General features: G+C 53.1%; 17 protein-coding genes. 14 read left to right on the forward strand and 3 right to left on the reverse strand.

What is annotated here, in order from left to right; genetic code table 11:
- Positions 1 to 193 precede the first annotated feature (193 nt).
- The 13 genes from B212_RS35685 to B212_RS31230 all read left to right on the forward strand — a co-directional run bounded on the left by B212_RS35685 (position 194) and on the right by B212_RS31230 (position 14,033).
- Positions 194 to 316, forward strand: a complete 123-nt coding sequence (locus tag B212_RS35685; protein WP_019910702.1) for a hypothetical protein — start codon at positions 194 to 196, stop codon at positions 314 to 316.
- A gap of 311 nt (positions 317 to 627) precedes the next feature.
- Complete coding sequence (gene metH / locus B212_RS0110645; RefSeq protein WP_442950112.1) at positions 628 to 4,005, forward strand: methionine synthase; 3,378 nt, start codon at positions 628 to 630, stop codon at positions 4,003 to 4,005.
- Positions 4,006 to 4,198: 193 nt separating this feature from the next.
- A complete protein-coding gene (gene rnz, locus B212_RS0110650; RefSeq protein ID WP_019910705.1) occupies positions 4,199 to 5,143 on the forward strand; it encodes a ribonuclease Z in 945 nt (314 codons plus the stop codon).
- Positions 5,144 to 5,322: 179 nt separating this feature from the next.
- The gene (locus B212_RS0110655) at positions 5,323 to 6,111 is read left to right on the forward strand and encodes a TIGR01457 family HAD-type hydrolase (RefSeq protein ID WP_019910706.1); all 789 of its coding nucleotides are present in this window, start codon (positions 5,323 to 5,325) and stop codon (positions 6,109 to 6,111) included.
- A 45-nt stretch (positions 6,112 to 6,156) separates the two neighbouring features.
- Positions 6,157 to 6,972 (forward strand): Fpg/Nei family DNA glycosylase, encoded by an 816-nt coding sequence (locus tag B212_RS0110660; RefSeq protein ID WP_028530733.1) that lies wholly within the window; start codon positions 6,157 to 6,159, stop codon positions 6,970 to 6,972.
- Positions 6,962 to 7,825 (forward strand): deoxyribonuclease IV, encoded by an 864-nt coding sequence (locus tag B212_RS0110665; protein ID WP_019910708.1) that lies wholly within the window; start codon positions 6,962 to 6,964, stop codon positions 7,823 to 7,825. Before B212_RS0110660 ends, B212_RS0110665 begins: the two co-directional genes overlap by 11 nt.
- Positions 7,822 to 8,163, forward strand: a complete 342-nt coding sequence (locus tag B212_RS0110670; protein ID WP_019910709.1) for a cyclic-phosphate processing receiver domain-containing protein — start codon at positions 7,822 to 7,824, stop codon at positions 8,161 to 8,163. Before B212_RS0110665 ends, B212_RS0110670 begins: the two co-directional genes overlap by 4 nt.
- Positions 8,163 to 8,486 (forward strand): thioredoxin family protein, encoded by a 324-nt coding sequence (locus B212_RS0110675; protein WP_019910710.1) that lies wholly within the window; start codon positions 8,163 to 8,165, stop codon positions 8,484 to 8,486. The genes B212_RS0110670 and B212_RS0110675 overlap by 1 nt, the downstream gene beginning before the upstream one ends.
- A complete protein-coding gene (locus B212_RS0110680) occupies positions 8,486 to 9,268 on the forward strand; it encodes an ABC transporter ATP-binding protein (RefSeq protein ID WP_019910711.1) in 783 nt (260 codons plus the stop codon). Before B212_RS0110675 ends, B212_RS0110680 begins: the two co-directional genes overlap by 1 nt.
- The gene (locus tag B212_RS0110685; protein WP_019910712.1) at positions 9,265 to 10,332 is read left to right on the forward strand and encodes an SAM-dependent methyltransferase; all 1,068 of its coding nucleotides are present in this window, start codon (positions 9,265 to 9,267) and stop codon (positions 10,330 to 10,332) included. Before B212_RS0110680 ends, B212_RS0110685 begins: the two co-directional genes overlap by 4 nt.
- Before the next feature lie 141 nt (positions 10,333 to 10,473).
- A complete protein-coding gene (locus B212_RS0110690) occupies positions 10,474 to 11,967 on the forward strand; it encodes a serine/threonine protein kinase (RefSeq protein WP_019910713.1) in 1,494 nt (497 codons plus the stop codon).
- Positions 11,968 to 12,087: 120 nt separating this feature from the next.
- Complete coding sequence (locus B212_RS0110695; RefSeq protein WP_019910714.1) at positions 12,088 to 13,158, forward strand: ThiF family adenylyltransferase; 1,071 nt, start codon at positions 12,088 to 12,090, stop codon at positions 13,156 to 13,158.
- Between the two features lie 125 nt (positions 13,159 to 13,283).
- A complete protein-coding gene (locus B212_RS31230; RefSeq protein WP_019910715.1) occupies positions 13,284 to 14,033 on the forward strand; it encodes a response regulator in 750 nt (249 codons plus the stop codon).
- 59 nt (positions 14,034 to 14,092) lie between these two features.
- Here the strand turns inward: B212_RS31230 and B212_RS0110705 are convergent, their stop codons facing one another.
- Both B212_RS0110705 and B212_RS0110710 read right to left on the reverse strand, forming a co-directional pair.
- On the reverse strand, positions 14,093 to 14,599 hold the full coding sequence (locus B212_RS0110705) for a C40 family peptidase (protein ID WP_019910716.1): 507 nt from the start codon (positions 14,597 to 14,599) through the stop codon (positions 14,093 to 14,095).
- A gap of 284 nt (positions 14,600 to 14,883) precedes the next feature.
- Positions 14,884 to 15,525, reverse strand: coding sequence for a thiamine diphosphokinase (locus B212_RS0110710; protein WP_019910718.1), 642 nt, complete (start codon positions 15,523 to 15,525; stop codon positions 14,884 to 14,886).
- A gap of 130 nt (positions 15,526 to 15,655) precedes the next feature.
- Here B212_RS0110710 and B212_RS0110715 point away from each other — a divergent pair, with 130 nt between their 5' ends.
- The gene (locus B212_RS0110715) at positions 15,656 to 16,120 is read left to right on the forward strand and encodes a low molecular weight protein-tyrosine-phosphatase (protein ID WP_028530736.1); all 465 of its coding nucleotides are present in this window, start codon (positions 15,656 to 15,658) and stop codon (positions 16,118 to 16,120) included.
- A 153-nt stretch (positions 16,121 to 16,273) separates the two neighbouring features.
- Here B212_RS0110715 and B212_RS0110720 read toward each other — a convergent pair whose 3' ends face one another.
- On the reverse strand, positions 16,274 to 17,005 hold the full coding sequence (locus tag B212_RS0110720; protein ID WP_019910720.1) for an alpha/beta hydrolase: 732 nt from the start codon (positions 17,003 to 17,005) through the stop codon (positions 16,274 to 16,276).
- Between the last annotated feature and the right edge of the window lie 3 nt (positions 17,006 to 17,008).

Raw genomic sequence — 17,008 nt, forward strand, 5'->3', positions numbered from 1 at the left:
GCGTCTGATATCAGATTTATAAGGTGAATTATCTGAAGGGAAATGCCAAGTATATGACTAAGCTCATTACGGTGAAAGGAAATGTGAGTTTTATTTCCGGAAATATGAATATTATGTGTATAATGAGCACAGAAGTACCGCGCAAGATGTCAGTATCATTATGAAGCCTACCACTTATCCGGGAGGACTCCGCATGATCATTCATAAAAGACTGGCGGCAATTGCGGCAATACTTATTACAGTAGCTTTAGCACAGGCTGCTCGGGGAATTCGGGAGCAGCCGGGCAGCCGGACATATGAGTTCACAGGCGAATGATCGGAAAATGGTGAATATAAGGCTGAAGGAGCTATTGAAGAAGAAGGGGAGTTACTGTTACTTCCCATGTATCTGCGAGAACGCAGCACTCTATGCCAAGTAAAGAGCTTTTGGTGAAGCCGTAAATTATTATTTTTCAGCGGCTGAGGCTGCTGCCGGCAATTACGTATAATGCAGAGAGGAAAGGAAGGCTTTTCGAATTCCTGTTATTCTGCTAAACTTACTCTAATGTTTTTCTGGGGGGATAGAAAGTGGCTAAATTCACACTTGCTGATAGCTTACAGCAGCGAATATTGATTCTTGATGGAGCAATGGGCACAATGATTCAACAGGTGCCGCTTACCGGTGAAGATTTTGGCGGGGAAGAGCTGGACGGCTGTAATGAAATGCTGGTGCTTACCCGGCCAGAGGTTATACAGAACATTCATGAGAAATATCTTGAAGCCGGCGCCGATTTGATCGAGACCAATACCTTCGGGGCAACCTCTGTGGTGCTTGCCGAATATGACATTCCGCAGCGGGCGCGCGAGATTAATCTTGCAGCCGCCAGGCTTGCCAGAAATGCGGTGGATAAATATGATACGGCGGAACATCCGCGCTATGTCATCGGAGCTATGGGGCCAACCACGAAGACGCTCTCAGTCACTGGTGGCGTTACGTTCCAGGAGCTGGTCCAGAGCTATGAGGAGCAGGCGGTCGCGCTGATTGACGGCAAGGTGGATGCGCTGCTGCTCGAAACATCCCAGGATACGCTGAACGTGAAGGCTGGAAGCATCGGCATCCGCAATGCCTTTGAACAGACTGGTGTTACACTGCCTGTGATGATCTCGGGGACGATTGAGCCTATGGGTACTACACTGGCTGGTCAGAACATTGAAGCCTTCTATATCTCGCTGGAGCATTTGAAGCCGATTTCCGTTGGTCTGAACTGTGCGACCGGACCGGAGTTCATGCGCGATCACATCCGGTCCCTGTCGGCAATTTCTTCGGCGGCGGTGAGCTGTTATCCGAATGCCGGGCTGCCGGACGAGAACGGGAATTATCACGAATCGCCGGATTCGCTTGCCCGCAAGCTTGCGGGTTTTGCCGAGAAGGGGTGGCTGAACATCGCCGGAGGCTGCTGCGGAACGACACCGGATCATATCCGGGCGATGGCAGAGACGCTGTCGGCATATCCGCCGCGTGCGCTGGAAGGCCAGCATCCGCCGGCACTGTCGGGAATAGAGCCAGTATATATTGAGAACGACAACCGCCCTTATATGGTGGGTGAACGTACGAATGTGCTCGGCTCGCGAAAATTCAAGCGCCTGATTGTCGAAGGCAAATATGAAGAAGCTTCAGAGATTGCCCGAGCCCAGGTAAAGAGCGGTGCACAGGTTATCGACGTCTGCGTGCAGGACCCTGACCGTGATGAAAGCGAAGATATCAAGCAGTTCTTGGAGCTTGTGGTCAAAAAGGTTAAAGTGCCATTGATGATTGATACCACCGATCCCCAGGTTATTGATCTGGCGCTTCAGTATTGCCAGGGCAAAGGAATAATTAACTCCATTAACCTTGAAGATGGTGAAGAAAAGTTTGAACGGGTCACTCCATTGATTCATAAATATGGCGCAGCGATTGTTGTGGGCACCATTGACGAGTCGGGGCAGGCGATCCAGGCTTCGGACAAGCTGCAGGTGGCCAAACGCTCCTACGATCTGCTGGTGAATAAATATGGGCTGGCTCCCGAGGATTTGATTTTTGACACGCTTGTATTCCCGGTAGGTACGGGAGATGAGCAGTATATCGGCTCTGCCAAAGAGACGATTGAAGGTATCCGTCTAATCAAAGAAGCCCTTCCGGGCGTGCACACCATTCTGGGGATCAGCAACGTCTCGTTCGGTCTGCCGGAGGCGGGACGCGAGGTGCTGAACTCGGTGTTCCTCTATGAATGCACCAAAGCCGGACTGGATTATGCGATTGTAAATACGGAAAAGGTGGAGCGCTATGCGTCCATTCCCGAAGAGGAACGGAAGCTTGCTGAGCAACTGATCTACAATACGAATGATGATACTTTATCCGCCTTTGTTGCTGCTTTTCGCGGTAAAAAGGTGGAGAAGAAAGAGAAAATCTCCAATCTGTCGCTGGAGGAGCGTCTGGCTTCTTATGTGGTGGAGGGGACAAAGGAAGGCTTGATTCCTGATCTGGATGAAGCTTTGACTAATTCGGGTCCGCTGGAGATCATCAACGGGCCGCTGATGGCGGGAATGTCGGAAGTCGGCAGGCTTTTCAACAACAATGAGCTGATCGTAGCTGAAGTGCTGCAAAGTGCTGAAGTCATGAAGGCATCTGTGGGACATCTGGAGCAGTTCATGCAGAAGGATGAAACCTCGGTGAAAGGTAAAATTATGCTGGCCACCGTTAAAGGCGATGTGCATGATATCGGTAAAAACCTTGTGGAGATTATCCTTTCCAACAATGGATATGAGATTATTAATCTGGGGATTAAGGTCCCACCAGAGAACATCATCGAAGCTTTCCGGCGGGAGAAGGCCGACGCGATCGGGCTGTCCGGTCTGCTTGTGAAATCTGCACAGCAAATGGTGCTGACCGCTCAGGACCTTCGCAATGCGGGGATTGACGTTCCGATCCTGGTGGGCGGCGCCGCACTGACACGTAAATTCACCAAGACGCGTATCCGGCCTGAATATGATGGACTGGTGTTATACGCCAAGGATGCCATGGATGGTCTGGACATCGCGAACCGGCTGATGAACCCGGAAGAGCGGGCCAGAATCGAGGAAGAAGTGCGCCTCGAAGCGGAGACGGCTGTAGCCGTAGCTCCACAGCAGGACATGCCGGCATTGACCCGGGCGGTCCGTTCCAAAATTTCAGCAGATGCGCCGGTCTTTACTCCGCCGGATCTGGAGCGCCATGTCATGCGCAGCTACCCGCTTGGGCATATTATTCCTTATGTGAACATGCAGATGCTGCTGGGCCACCATTTGGGCCTCCGCGGTTCAGTTGAAGCCCAGCTTGCTTCCGGCGATCCGCGCACTGTGGAGCTGAAGGATACAGTGGATGAGCTTCTCCATCAGGCAATGCTGGAAGGGACGATTACGCCGCATGCCATGTATCAATTTTTCCCGGCACAATCGCAGGGGAATGATATTCTGGTGTATAACCCGCAGGATACGTCCCAAATTCTCCATACCTTCACCTTTCCGCGACAGAATGTCGAGCCATATCTTTGCCTGTCCGACTTCCTGAAGCCGGTGGACAGTGGGATTATGGATTATGTAGGCTTCCTGGTCGTTACTGCCGGTCATGGGGTACGTGAGATGTCGGCAGAGATGAAGGAGAAGGGGGATTATCTCCGTTCCCACGCTCTTCAGGCGGTGGCGCTGGAGGTGGCAGAGGGACTTGCGGAGCGCGTCCACCATATGATGCGGGATACTTGGGGTTTCCCTGATCCGGCGGATATGACCATGAAGCAAAGACACGGTGCCCGCTATCAGGGGATTCGCGTATCGTTCGGTTATCCGGCTTGCCCGGATCTGGAGGATCAGGGGCCGCTCTTCAAGCTGCTCTCTCCGGAGGACATCGGCGTGCATCTCACCGAAGGCTTTATGATGGAGCCGGAAGCTTCGGTGTCAGCGATGGTCTTCGCCCATCCTGAAGCGCAGTATTTCAATGTGGAGAAGCAGTAACCGCCATAACATACACTCGTCTGCTTGGGATTATCCCTCATAACAGCGGAACCTCCCGTAACCGGGAGGTTTTTTGCTGGAGCCGGTGTTTTACCGAAGGATGATTTTTTGTCTCAAAAAGGGTAGAATTCACTGCATGGGATTCTGACAAGAGCAGTTGCTTTTTTGTAAGAATGAAGAAAGGAGGATTTCGATGGAAATATATTTTTTGGGAACGAATGCCGGGGTCCCCACGCTGCAGCGGAATGTAACTTCCGTTGTGCTCAGATTGCTTGAAGAACGGCGCAGCTTCTGGATGTTCGACTGTGGAGAAGGCACGCAGCATCAGGTTCTCCGTTCACCACTGCGGCTCGGCAAGCTGGAAAAACTGTTTATCACCCATCTTCACGGTGACCACCTGTTCGGATTACCCGGCCTAATCTCCAGCCGCGGCTATCAGGGGGGGACCGCTCCGCTGACCGTCTATGGCCCGCCGGGCCTGAAGGCATACCTGGATATCTCTTTGTCGGTAAGCCAGTCCCGCATTCCCTATAAGCTGGAGATTGTTGAGCATAACGGCGGGCTTGTATTTGAGGATGACGGCTTTAAAGTTGAAGCAGGGCTGCTGGAGCACCGGATTGACAGCTATGGCTACCGTATCACGGAGAAGGACAGCCCGGGCAACCTGAATACAGAGCTGCTGCTCAGCTACGGGCTCAAACCGGGACCGCTTTTCGGCAAGCTAAAAAAAGGTGAAGATATAACCACAGAGGATGGAGTTCTAATCCGGGCAGCGGAGGTACTGAATGCACCAAAGCGCGGCCGCATCGTAACTATTCTCGGTGACACCAGACCTTGTCCGGGAGTCTTGCCGCTTGCGCAGGACGCAGATCTGATCATGCATGAGGCGACGTTTGCCCATGATCTGGCGGACATGGCTTTTCAATATCATCACAGCACAGCCCGTCAGGCGGCTGAGCTGGCGCTCGCGGCAGGAGGGCGGGAGTTGCTGCTGACTCACTTCAGCTCACGCTACAGCTCTCGGGAAGAGCTCGTTCCGCTCCTTGAGGAGGCGCAGGCCATTTTCCCGAAAACACTGCTGGCTGAGGAATTTTGCGCCTTTCCGGTGCACCGGAGAACCTCTGCCAACACCCCGTGAAATGCCTTGGGGAAATGAATTATTTTCCGGGAAAGCGCAGGAAATGACAGGGCTGTGCCAAAAAGATCCCGCAGTGGCGGCGCTTCGCTAGCATTCGACGGAGGATGTTGGATTTTGGGTGGTACACATCATTAATTATTAATAGTATTAATTATATTTATGGGAGAGTTGAGATCGCCATGAAGGATGTCGGAGGGCTATTGATAGATCTGGATGGAACCTTGTATCACGGAGGGCGGATGATTCACGGAGCTGACCTCCTTATAGCTGCGTTGCGCCGTGCTGAGCTCCCCTTCCTGTTCGTTACGAATAACTCGTCACGGACTCCGGCTGGTGTCGCGGCACATCTGCGCGGAATGGGCATCGAAGCAAAGGCGGAGGAGGTCTGCACTTCTTCTATGGCGGCGGCCCGCTATATCGCCGAGGAATCGCCCGGGGCAACAGTGGCGATACTTGGAGAAGAGGGATTGATCCAGGCATGCAGCGAGGCAGGCTTAACGCTGGTATCCGAAGCCCCGCAATACGTTGTGCAGGGAATTGACCGGTCTTTTACATATGAATCGCTGGCCCGGGCTTCACGCTGGATCCGCGAGGGCGCAAAGTTCGTGCTGACGAATCCCGATTTGATGCTGCCCTCCGATAACGGAGTGATGCCGGGAGCGGGTACACTTGGAGCCTCCATTGAAGCGGCAAGCGGAGTGGCGCCTGTGGTGATCGGCAAACCGGAATCCCACCTGATTACCTACGCCACAGCTCTGCTCGGCATCAAGCCGGATGCAGCGGTTGTGGTTGGAGACAACATGCGTACGGATATTTCGGCGGGAGCCCGGGCAGGCTGCCGGACGATTCTGGTGCTGACCGGACTGACGACACAGGACAATCTGGCGCAATACCAGAGCGTTACCGGTGTCGCCCCTGATGAAATTTGTGCTGATTTAGCTGAACTTATGGGGACGCTCGGTGTATAATGTCAAGAGTGTGCTTTTACCTACATACGAAGGGACGATGTAATGATGCCGGAACTGCCGGAAATGGAGAATTACAGAAAGCTGCTGAGCCAGCATATCATAAATGTTCCAATTACAGGTGTAACCGTAAATCGTGAGAAGACGATTAACCTGGCGGCGGACGAGTTCGCCAAGACCCTACTCGGCGCACGGGTAGTATTTGTGGAGCGGCGGGCGAAGCATATTCTTTTCCACCTTCACGATGGCCGCAGGCTGCTGCTGCATTTGATGCTGGGGGGATTGCTGTTCTACGGCACCGAGGAGGAGCGGCCGGAGCGTACTACACAGGTAGAATTGGCTTTTGGCGATCATATCCTCTACTTCATGGGGCTGCGGCTGGGCTATCTGCATCTGCTGTCAGTGAAGGAAAGCGAGGCGGCGATGGGCAAGCTGGGTCCTGAGCTGTTGGACCGGCGGATGAATGCAGAACGTTTTGCCGGGCTGCTGAAGGGCCGGCGGGGTTCGCTCAAGAGCCTGCTGGTGAACCAGCACGTGATGGCTGGCATCGGCAATTGCTATGCCGACGAAATTGCTTTTGACGCCGGGTTGCTGCCAACGGCGCTGGTGCAGAATCTGCCGCCTGAAGCGGTAACACGGCTGTACGGCAGTATCTGCAAGGTGTTGACGGAGGCGACCCAAATCGGCGGCTATATGGAAATGCCTTTTATGACCGGTGATACCGTTACCGGTACTTATAACGACCATTGCAAGGTTTATGACCGTGAAGGCGAGCCTTGTCTGCGCGGCGGGGGAACGATTGTCAAAACAGAGCTGTCCGGACGCAAAGTGTTTTATTGCCCGGATTGCCAGCATGCCGAGTAGCCCCAAAATTGGGGCGCATGTCAGCACTCGCGGCGGATTTGGGCGGGCAGCCCGGTTCGCCTGGGAGAGCGGTGCGGCATGCTTTCAATATTTTCCGAAGAATCCGCGGAGCTTGCGGCTGAAAGCGCTGGACAGGCGTGATGCGGAGGGCTGCGCTGCCTTTTGCCGGGACAAAGGGATGGTGTCCATTGCCCACACTCCTTACCCCACGAATATGGCGGCAGGCACAGGCGGAGCGGCGTCAAGAGCGGTTATGGTAGCATCTCTGCTAAATGATCTGGAGCTTGCCGAGGCTTGCGGTTCGCTGGGCATTGTGGTTCATTTTGGACATTTTGGCGGTATAGAGCCGTTACAGGGTTATCGAAATATTATACAATGTATGAATGATACGCTAGAGAGCTGGCATGGACAGGCCAAGCTGCTAATTGAGAATCAGGCGGGCAATCACGGGAGTGAGGGTATGGCTGTGGAGGAACTGGTCAAGGTGCGCGAGCTAAGCCGGTTTCCTGAGAAGATCGGGTTTTGTTTAGACACCTGCCATGCTTTTGCCTCGGGAATCTGGAATCCGCAGCATACGGACGAATTTATGCAGCGTGGAGCCCTACTGGGCTACTGGGAGCAGCTCGTAGCTGTACATCTGAATGATTCGCAGTTTGCTTTTGGCTCGCGCCGCGACAGGCATGCGTCCATAGGGAAAGGACTTATCGGTGAAGCGGGGCTGCAGAGTCTGCTGCTTACGGACCCTTTTCGCAATGCGGCAATTGTCATGGAAACGGGGAAGGGGCCGGATGGCAGCCACCGTGAGGAGATTGCCCTTGTACGGAAATGGTATGAAGCGGAGGAACAGGCGTGATCAACGTTTTTATGGACGATTACAGAAAACAGCCTAAGGGATTCGTGCTGGCACGGACTACCGAAGAATGCCTGCTGCTGCTGCGCGAGTGCGAGGTCCGTATTTTGTCGCTGGATTATGATATGGGTCCTGGGGATTTCAGCGGTGGCGAGGTTGCAAGGCGGATCGTGCTGGAGGGGCTGTTCCCCCGGGAAATTTATCTGCATACGTCCAGTCACCGGGGCCGGAAGGAAATGTACGAAACCTTGTACCCCGCTATATCTGATGCTCATCTGCTGCATAACGGCCCGCTGGACCCTGGCAGGCTGGCAGAGATTGCGGAGAGGGCGGAGCACTGATGAAGGAAATGAATCAAATGGAGCTGCTGGAAAGGCTGGAGCAGAAGGGGGAACCCTTGGTTGTGTTCTTCTATACTCCGCTATGCGGGACCTGTAAAGCTGCTAGGCGCATGCTTGAGGTGGCGGAGCATCTGCTGCCGGAGAATCTCCTGATTGCTGCGGGAAATGTGAACATGCTGCCGGAGCTTGTGATGCAGTACCGAATTTCCAGCGTGCCTGCATTGCTTGTTACATCCGCAGACCGCCGATCAGCTCCGGCAATCTATTATTCGATGGGCTCTGTGGAACGGGTGCTGGACTACATAAGGAGTGTGATCTCATAATGATTTCTTTACAACATCTTACCCTGCGCCGGGAAAATAGCCTGATTCTGGATGATGTGTCACTCGAAATGAAGCAAGGCGAAAACTGGGTGATCCTCGGACGCAACGGCTCGGGCAAAACAACGCTGCTGGAAATGATGACCGGCTATTTGTTTCCAAGCAAAGGTTCGGTAGAAGTGCTGGGTTATAAATATGGCGAGTGCGATTTACGGGAGGTGCGCAAGGAGATCGGCTATATCGGTCCCTCATTAATGGAAAAGCTGTCGCTGAATGATCCTGTATGGGAGGTTGTAGCCACAGGAGCTTATGCGTATCTTCGCTTCTACCAGCAAATTCCCCGCACTGTACATGAGCAGGCGCTCCGGCTGCTGGAGGATATGAACCTTGGCGAGATGGCCAATCATCCTTTTGGAACTTTGTCGCAAGGAGAGCGCAAAAAAGCTATGCTCGCCCGCTGTCTGATGGCTGAGCCGAAGCTGTTGATCCTGGACGAGCCCTGTGCCGGACTTGACCTGTATGAACGGGAGAAAATGCTTGCGGAGATCGACAAGCTGAAGCAGCGCGATGTATCCGTGGTGTACGTTACGCATCATGTGGAGGAAATTGTACCGCTCTTCACGCATGTTGCGCTGATCCGCAGCGGCAAGCTGGCCGGCTCCGGCCTCAAGGAAGAAGTATTGACTAAGGAAATGATTATGGCCACCTATGATATTCCTGCTGATATTGAATGGGATAGCGGTCGTCCCTGGATTAAAATAAGACCTGGAGGCAAAGCCATTTGAGCGATTTTATAGAAAAAGACGAAGAGCAGACCTCTGCTCCGGAAGCAAAAATTCATTCAAGATATATCTGCACCGCCAACCACGGGTTCGCCCCGTATGCCCAGGAGGAGCTGCGCCGCCTGTTCGGGGCGGTTAAGAGCACACTGCTGCTGCCGGGAGAGATTTTCCTGGCTACGCTGGAGGCTGAGCCGGAGGAGGTGTCACGCGTACTTGCGGGCCATCTGCCGATCTTTCTGCGGCATATTCAGCCTGTGCAGTTCCAGGATCAGGGCGAGATGTCTGCATTGGAACGGTTGTCCGTCTATTTGAGCCGCCGCAGTGAGCTTGCGGGAGAGAAGGTGTCACTGCATGTCCGCAAGGGCGGCAGCTCCTTCTGGCCCGACAGTCCGGGAGAACTGCGGGAATGGCTGCAGGGGCACTTGCAGGAGCTTGGAGCTGAATTCACCGTACATGAGCCTGCCTATGTAATTTCGGTCTATGCCGCTGGCGATGCGCTCTATGCCGGTGTCTCCCGTCCCGAGGATAACCTGTCAAGCTGGAACGGCGGAATGATCCGCTTCCGCAAGGAGGACGGTCAGATTTCCCGGGCCAAGTTCAAGCTGATGGAGGCGGAGAAGGAATTCTCGATTCCATTCCAGAGCTTCCGGAATGCGGTGGATATTGGCGCATCCCCGGGTGGCTGGACCTCGTTCCTGCTGGAACGGGGTCTCAAGGTGACTGCCGTTGATCCGGCTCTCATGCACGAGTCGCTACGCAAAAATCCGGCGCTGAAGATTCTGCGCAAAAATGCCGGGGAAGTCAAGTTCCAGGACAATGAGTTTGATCTGCTGGTCTGTGATATGAGCTGGAGTCCCAAGCTGATGGCCAAGCTGGTTACCGGACTGCTGCACAGTCTGTCACCCGGGGGAACAGCCATTGTCACTGTAAAGCTAATGCATAAGAAACCGATGGCTGTGATTAAGGAGATTATCGCCATGTTCGAGGACGAGCGGATGCAGGTTCAGCGGGCAAAGCAGTTGTTCCATAACCGTGATGAAATAACACTTTATATGATTAAGTATTAAGCGGCAGATTTTAAAGAAAATAACTAAGAGGGAAAGCATCCCGTTGCTACGCTGGCGGCTATACGCCATTTTAAGCGTAAATAAACGGAGGTTTTCCCTCTTTTTTGTGCGGACTTAAGGTGAAGAAACGGAGGAGATATCATGATTTTTGAATCAAAGCTTAGAGCCGGAGAGGTGCTGGGCGACAGATACAGAATTGTCAGAGCTATAGGGACTGGCGGGATGAGCCGGGTGTTTCTGGCGGAAGATGTGCGTCTTCAGGGCAAGCACTGGGCAGTGAAGGAGAGTGTAAGCCTAGAAGGGGCTTATGGCGATATTGAGGCCGAAGCTGCGCTGCTGATCTCGCTGAGTCACCCGCTGCTGCCGAGGGTTGCCGATTTTTTTTCTCCTGATCAGGAGGGCTACTGTTATCTGGTGATGGACTATATTGAAGGTGTGACGCTGGGGCAATATATTTCGGCAAATTCCGGACCTTTGCCGGCGAGAAGCATCCTCCGATATGCCGGGCAACTGCTGGAAGTGCTGAAATATTTGCATGGGCATCATCCGCCGATTGTTCACCGGGATATGAAGCCGGGAAATATTATGCTGACCAGGCGTGATGAGCTGCTGCTGATCGACTTCGGCATCGCACGCAGGCTAAGAAGCGGGGCCGGTGAGGATACCGAGAAGCTGGGTACGGTTGGCTTTGCTGCCCCGGAGCAATACGGCGGAGGCCAAAGCCATCCCGTTTCGGATTTGTACGGATTAGGCGCATTGCTGCTTTATATGGCTTCCGGCGGACAATACAGCCGCTGGCAGCCGGGAATGGAGGATAAGCTGCGTTCCCGGCTGCCGGCTGCCTTAATTCCAGTAATACGGCGTCTGCTGCGCCATCATCCCGAAGACAGATACCAGAGCGCTGAGGAGGTCATGCTGGCCTTGGAGCCTATTGAGGCTGAGGTGGAGCATGCTCAGGAGAGAAGGGGTCTAAGCAGTCCGGCAGCGATGCTCCGCCAAGGAAGAGCAACCACAGTTGTAGCCCTGCTTGGCGTTGCTCCCGGATTGGGCACAACCCATACCTCTCTGGCTGTAAGCAGTTGTCTTGCGCGAAGCGGGTCTACGGCCTGGGTGGACGCCAGTCCTGATTTGGCGGTCTACGACCGGATTTGCAGTCTGTTTGAAGCACCAAAGGGCGATACAGAATCCCCATTGATATGGAAGGGGGTTCACTATTGGAGAAAAGCTCCAAAGGGTAATTTCACAGAACTGCTGAATCATGACTATTCGCATGTAGTACTCGATCTAGGGACAGTGGGAAATCCCGGTGTGCTGCAGGAATTTGCAGCCAGTGAAATCCCGCTCCTCGTGGCTTCCGGCGCCGACTGGCGGCTGGAGGAAACGCTGCACTGGCTCGCTCGAAACGGGCTGGTGCCAGAGCCCGGCTGGAGGATTTGTCTGCCGCTTGCCAGCCGCGCATCGGCTGATCTGCTGGGCTCTGCACTTGGCGGCAAGCGGGTCCATGCTCTGCCGTATCAGCAGGACCCTTTTCAGCAGCGGGGCAAGCTGATTGATACGCTTGACGAGTTATTGAAAGACCAGCTACCGGGACGGAAATATGCCAAGCGTGGCGGAATTTTTCAGAAAAAATCGTAAAATCACCATCTGACATCAGCCAGCTTCAAGACCTTTGGCCAATTTCCTATTTCAGGCGTGCGCTTACTTATGCTACAATAAATCGTTGTATGCTTGGTTCGGTCATAGGGGGTCTCTGAAATGAGTCATAACGCAAAAGATAAAAACACTTCTGCGCAGGAGTACGGACGGAACGGGCGCTACTCGCGCCAGGTGAGGTTCAGCCCTTTCGGTGCGGAGGGGCAGGAGGGACTTGCCCGCTCAACCGTACTTGTCGTCGGTGTGGGCGCGCTTGGTACAGGGATTGCAGAGACCCTGGCGCGCTGCGGAGTCGGGCGGATTATTCTGGCTGACCGCGATTATGTGGAATGGAGCAATCTGCAGCGCCAGCAGCTCTATACCGAGGAGGATGCCCGCCAGCGCACACCCAAAGCTGCCGCCGCCAAGGCGCGGCTTGAGCAGATCAACTCGGAGATTATAATAGAGGCACATGTTCTGGATGTACGCGCCGAAGAGCTGGAGAATCTGCTCACGGGTGTAGATCTGATTATGGATGGAACTGATAATTTCGATACCCGGCTAATCATCAACGATATGGCCCAGAAGCATGGCATTCCCTGGATTTATGGAGCTTGTGTGGGAGGCTACGGGATTACATACACGATTCTGCCGGGGGAAACCCCGTGCCTGAACTGTCTGCTGGGGGCTGTTCCGCTTGGCGGGGACACCTGCGACACAGCGGGAATACTCCCGCAGGCTGTGCAACTGGTTACCGCGAACGGCACCGCTGAGGCGCTGAAGCTGCTGGGCGGACGCCGCGAACAACTGCGGAGTAAGCTTCTGTCGTTCGATGTATGGCGCAACGAGCACCAGGAGATTGGTGTAAAAGCCGCCAAGAAGGCGGATTGTCCTTCCTGCGGCAGCCATCCAATCTATCCTTACCTGACGGCAGCGAACACCGAGCGCAGTGATGTGCTGTGCGGCAGAGATACCGTGCAGATCCGCCCGGCGCAGCGCCGGAGGCTGGACCTGCAGGAAACGGCCAGCCGCCTCTCCAGGCTGGCTGCCGGCAAGGTGGAAAGCAACCCGTACCTGGTTTCCTTCACAGAGGAGCCATACCGCATGGTTATCTTTGCCGACGGGCGGGCGTTGATTCATGGAACAAATGATGTTGCCGCCGCCCGCAGCTTTTACCACCGGTATTTCGGTTAGCCGCTTCACAATAATTAAGCAAAGAGACCGTTCGCCTGGAATGGTCTCTTTGCTTTGCGGGAACTCTATAAATAATCTGCAGCGGTGCTGCCGTTGCAAGGCTGACTTCATACGGGGGATACATTGTGAATGAGAGAATTATCTGGTTTGCGGTCGGGCATCCCCCTGATGCCTATGAAACTGCAGAACAGGGTAAGCGGAGCAGAGAAGAACGCTTGACTCTGGAACATGCGCTGCAAGAGCTGGGTCTGCAAACGACAATGAGCGAAGATCTGGGGGATCTTCGCTCATTGCTGTCCAGTCTGGACCCTGTATTGCTGCTTACAGAGCTGCACCATGCTGCAGAGTGGGAAGGGTGGGGGTTAATTACCGACCTGAGAGAGCAGGGGAGAATACTGCCGGTGATGGTCATTTCCGGCGGAGAGTACGGTGAAGAGGCTGTAGCGGCATTTGATGCGGGTGGCAATGACTACATGGTGAAGCCGGTACATATCGGTGAGTTCAAATGCAGAGTCGAGAATTTATTAAAGCTTACGGGCCGCCGTCACGACCATTCAGCGCTGCTTAGGATAGATGGCCTGATCCTTGATCCCAGCCGCCGGCTGGCCAGCCGGAATGGAACGGAACTGAAAATGACGCCCAAAGAGTTCGATCTGCTCTATTATCTTGCTCAAAATCTGGGGGTGATTTGTCCCCGCGACGAAATTCTTAAGCAGGTTTGGGGATATCACTTTCAAGCTGACACCAATGTGGTCGATGTGTATATCAGACATATCCGTTTGAAAATGGACAAAGGCTACAAGAACAAATTGATTCATACCGTTCGCGGAATCGGATATGTGTTGCGGGCGCCGGAATACGGCGCCACATCCTGACAATCACAAAATGATCATGTACAACCCTTAACTAGACTTCAATTCCGATATAAGGGCTGTTACAGTACACGGCGTGCTTTCAGGTAGGTTTTTGTCCAGTGGCTGGAGTTCACATCAGAAATCGTGACACCCGGAGCACCATAGGTGTGAAGCATTTTACCGTTCCCCATATAGACAGCCACGTGGGTTACATTATGGCCGTTTGCTCTGCTTCCGCTGGAGAAGAACAACAGATCGCCTACCCGCAGGTTTGCTTTGGATACAGGTGTGCCTACTGTGGATTGCGCCGCAGAGGTGCGGGGCAGGTTAATTCCGTATTTAGCGAAAATGTATTTGGTGAAGGACGAGCAGTCAAAGGTTCTGGTCGAAGTCGTGGAAGCGCCGAACTCATAACGAACGCCCATGTATTTACTGCCGAAGTTGACAATGTTCTGTCCGGTAGAAGATGTTACAGACGCGGCAGCAGCGGGTGCTGTTCCGGCGCTGGTTGCCATCAGAGTGCTCAGGCCAATCGTGGTGCACATACCTACGACTATAGCTTGCTTAAACCATTGATGTTTTTTCATGTTGTAATACCTCCCAGGTTATGTTGTTGAAAGTCTCTAGCTTCTTGCTCTGTTCGTAGTATAGCAGGTTATCCATGTCCTAAATTCTGGAGAAGGTGCCGCTAACCCAAGCTGGGTATGTGTTGGAAGCGTTTTATTAAAAGTTCATTAAAAGTTACAAAAAATTAATTTTTATCTATCTCCAGCACTTGAAAAAGCCGGTAATCCCTTGAATGGCAGGGGGTTACCGGCTTTGGGCGTTCGAAGCTAAAAGTTACAGCGATGTTTCTAAATTCCCTATGTACTTAGTCCTTGCTCTGAATAATTAGCAGCAGACCGCTCTCAATGGTCACGGTTCCGGAAGCCGCAGTCAGGACATTGCTAACGCCGAGAGATTGTCCCAGCTTCAAGGTGGCGCGAGTCAGCGGATACTGGAAGCCTTCAAGCGTAATGCCAGTTACCTCGGGTGTCAACGGCAGCAGCGAGACATAGGTATATCCCAGATTTTGAACAACCGCTTGTGAACCAGTCAGGGTTATGTAATTATTTGAATCGACAACGGAACAGAGCACCTGGCGCTGCGCCGCTCTTGTCATCATCTGAATGCTGGCCAGCGTGTGGTCAAAACGCGTTCCGGTTACACCAAACAGCAGTATGGAGTCAGGCTGCGTGTCCAGTGCAAGATCAAAGGCCATCTCACTATCTGTCAAATCCTTGTCTACCGGATCAACAGCGATCGTTCTTTTGCTGCCTGCTTCGATTTGCCGAAAGTCCTCCTGGGTGACCGAATCGAAATCGCCTACGGCAATATCGGGTGTAATTCCATGAGATACTAGAAAGAAAGCTCCTTTATCGGCACCGATGATATAATCTTCTTCATCTAATAGAGACAAATATTGTGCGGACAGCTCGCCTCCGGCAAATATAACAACCCGTTTGGGTGGCATGGTCCCCCTCCTTAATATAGCTTAATGGTCACTCATCCTGACCAAGTATAATGCAGATCGAAAGGTTGTACAAATGCTGTGGTCCGCGATAAAATGAATATAATGATAATTGCATAGGAGGGTGAGTGGGATCATAAAGGTACTGTTCGTATGTCTGGGTAATATTTGCCGCTCGCCGATGGCTGAGGCTGTTCTTCGCCACAAAATTATGGAGCGGAAGCTGTCAGCGCAAATTTCAGTTGACTCTGCGGGTACCGGTGACTGGCATATTGGCAAAGGGCCGCATGAAGGAACGCGGTCTATTCTCGACCAGCACGGCATCAGTTATGAGAACATGAAGGCCCGGCTTGTAAAGAGCGGTGATTTTGAAGAGTTTCAATATATCATCTGCATGGATAAGTCCAATGGCGACAATGTCCGCAAAATCCCTGGCGGTGAGAAGGCGAAGCTGCTGTTCTTCATGGATCTATTGCCGGAGGAAGAGCTGCGGGAAGTGCCGGACCCTTATTTTACGGGGAATTTCGAACAGGTCTATGATCTGGTTGATGCAGGCTGTGATGTGCTGCTCGCGGGAATCATCAAGGACAAGCTATAGCTGATAACTGAAATGATGTTTCGCAGACTTTGGTTGCCGTCCTTATAAGTAAGGACGGGCACCGTGGTGCCCGTCTCGTAATGAAAGCGTAAACACGCAGATAGAATACATATGTTCTTGAGATGTTCATTATTTGTTTCGTTCAAAGCGGGGTTATTTGTTTAAAAAATAGAGTAGCGATTCCGGCAGCTCCTTTTGCCAGAATCCCCAGAGATGGCGTCCGTCTTTTTCCCGGTAGGATACGGTTGCCCCGCGTGATTCAAGCAATGCCTTTGTTTCCCGGTTCATCTCTACAAAATCGTATACGCCGGTATCCGTCTTATAGTTGGTTTCCTGAAGCCCAACTACCATGTTGATATCCAGCCAGGAGAGATCCTCCTCCATTGCCAGAATCTCGCGGGTCTGCGGGTAATACGCGCCGGAAAGGCTCAGAACACGGCTGAACAGGCCCGGATATGCCAGGGCGAGATGCAGCGAGACACTGCCGCCCAGCGAATCGCCTGCGATGATGCGTTCATCCGGTGTCCGGCGGACCGGATAATTATGTTCAATGAAGGGAATAATCTCTTCGGCAAAGCAAGACAGGTACTCCTTGAACCTGCTGCCAAAGGGAGCATACTCCTGCGTACGGACGGCAACATTGACTTCGACCCCGACGATGATGAACGGTTCGATATCCTGCTCCAGAATCAGTTGCCCGGCAAGGGTGGCAATTCGGCCGAAGTTGAAGAATTCCTCCCCATCCTGGCAGTAGACTACAGGGTAGCTGAGGACCTCGTTATAACCGGGAGGCAGGTAGATGCGCAGCTTGCGCTCCTCCTGAAGATGCTCGCTCCATATGGTTTGCTTCAAAATTGTACGTTTCAGAAAAACAGGCTCACTCATGGC

This window comes from Paenibacillus sp. HW567 (assembly GCF_000374185.1).
Classification (GTDB): domain Bacteria; phylum Bacillota; class Bacilli; order Paenibacillales; family Paenibacillaceae; genus Paenibacillus_AQ.

Bases quoted from the DNA above. Each gene is read 5' to 3' on its own strand.
- B212_RS0110655 (WP_019910706.1), top strand. From the start codon at position 5,323: ATGAAGGATGTCGGAGGGCTATTGATAGATCTGGATGGAACCTTGTAT.
- B212_RS0110705 (WP_019910716.1), bottom strand. From the start codon at position 14,599: ATGAAAAAACATCAATGGTTTAAGCAAGCTATAGTCGTAGGTATGTGC.
- metH (WP_442950112.1), top strand. From the start codon at position 628: ATGGGCACAATGATTCAACAGGTGCCGCTTACCGGTGAAGATTTTGGC.
- B212_RS0110720 (WP_019910720.1), bottom strand. From the start codon at position 17,005: ATGAGTGAGCCTGTTTTTCTGAAACGTACAATTTTGAAGCAAACCATA.
- B212_RS0110695 (WP_019910714.1), top strand. From the start codon at position 12,088: ATGAGTCATAACGCAAAAGATAAAAACACTTCTGCGCAGGAGTACGGA.
- B212_RS0110675 (WP_019910710.1), top strand. From the start codon at position 8,163: ATGAAGGAAATGAATCAAATGGAGCTGCTGGAAAGGCTGGAGCAGAAG.
- B212_RS0110660 (WP_028530733.1), top strand. From the start codon at position 6,157: ATGCCGGAACTGCCGGAAATGGAGAATTACAGAAAGCTGCTGAGCCAG.
- B212_RS0110680 (WP_019910711.1), top strand. From the start codon at position 8,486: ATGATTTCTTTACAACATCTTACCCTGCGCCGGGAAAATAGCCTGATT.
- B212_RS35685 (WP_019910702.1), top strand. From the start codon at position 194: ATGATCATTCATAAAAGACTGGCGGCAATTGCGGCAATACTTATTACA.
- rnz (WP_019910705.1), top strand. From the start codon at position 4,199: ATGGAAATATATTTTTTGGGAACGAATGCCGGGGTCCCCACGCTGCAG.
- B212_RS0110690 (WP_019910713.1), top strand. From the start codon at position 10,474: ATGATTTTTGAATCAAAGCTTAGAGCCGGAGAGGTGCTGGGCGACAGA.
- B212_RS0110665 (WP_019910708.1), top strand. From the start codon at position 6,962: ATGCCGAGTAGCCCCAAAATTGGGGCGCATGTCAGCACTCGCGGCGGA.
- B212_RS0110710 (WP_019910718.1), bottom strand. From the start codon at position 15,525: ATGCCACCCAAACGGGTTGTTATATTTGCCGGAGGCGAGCTGTCCGCA.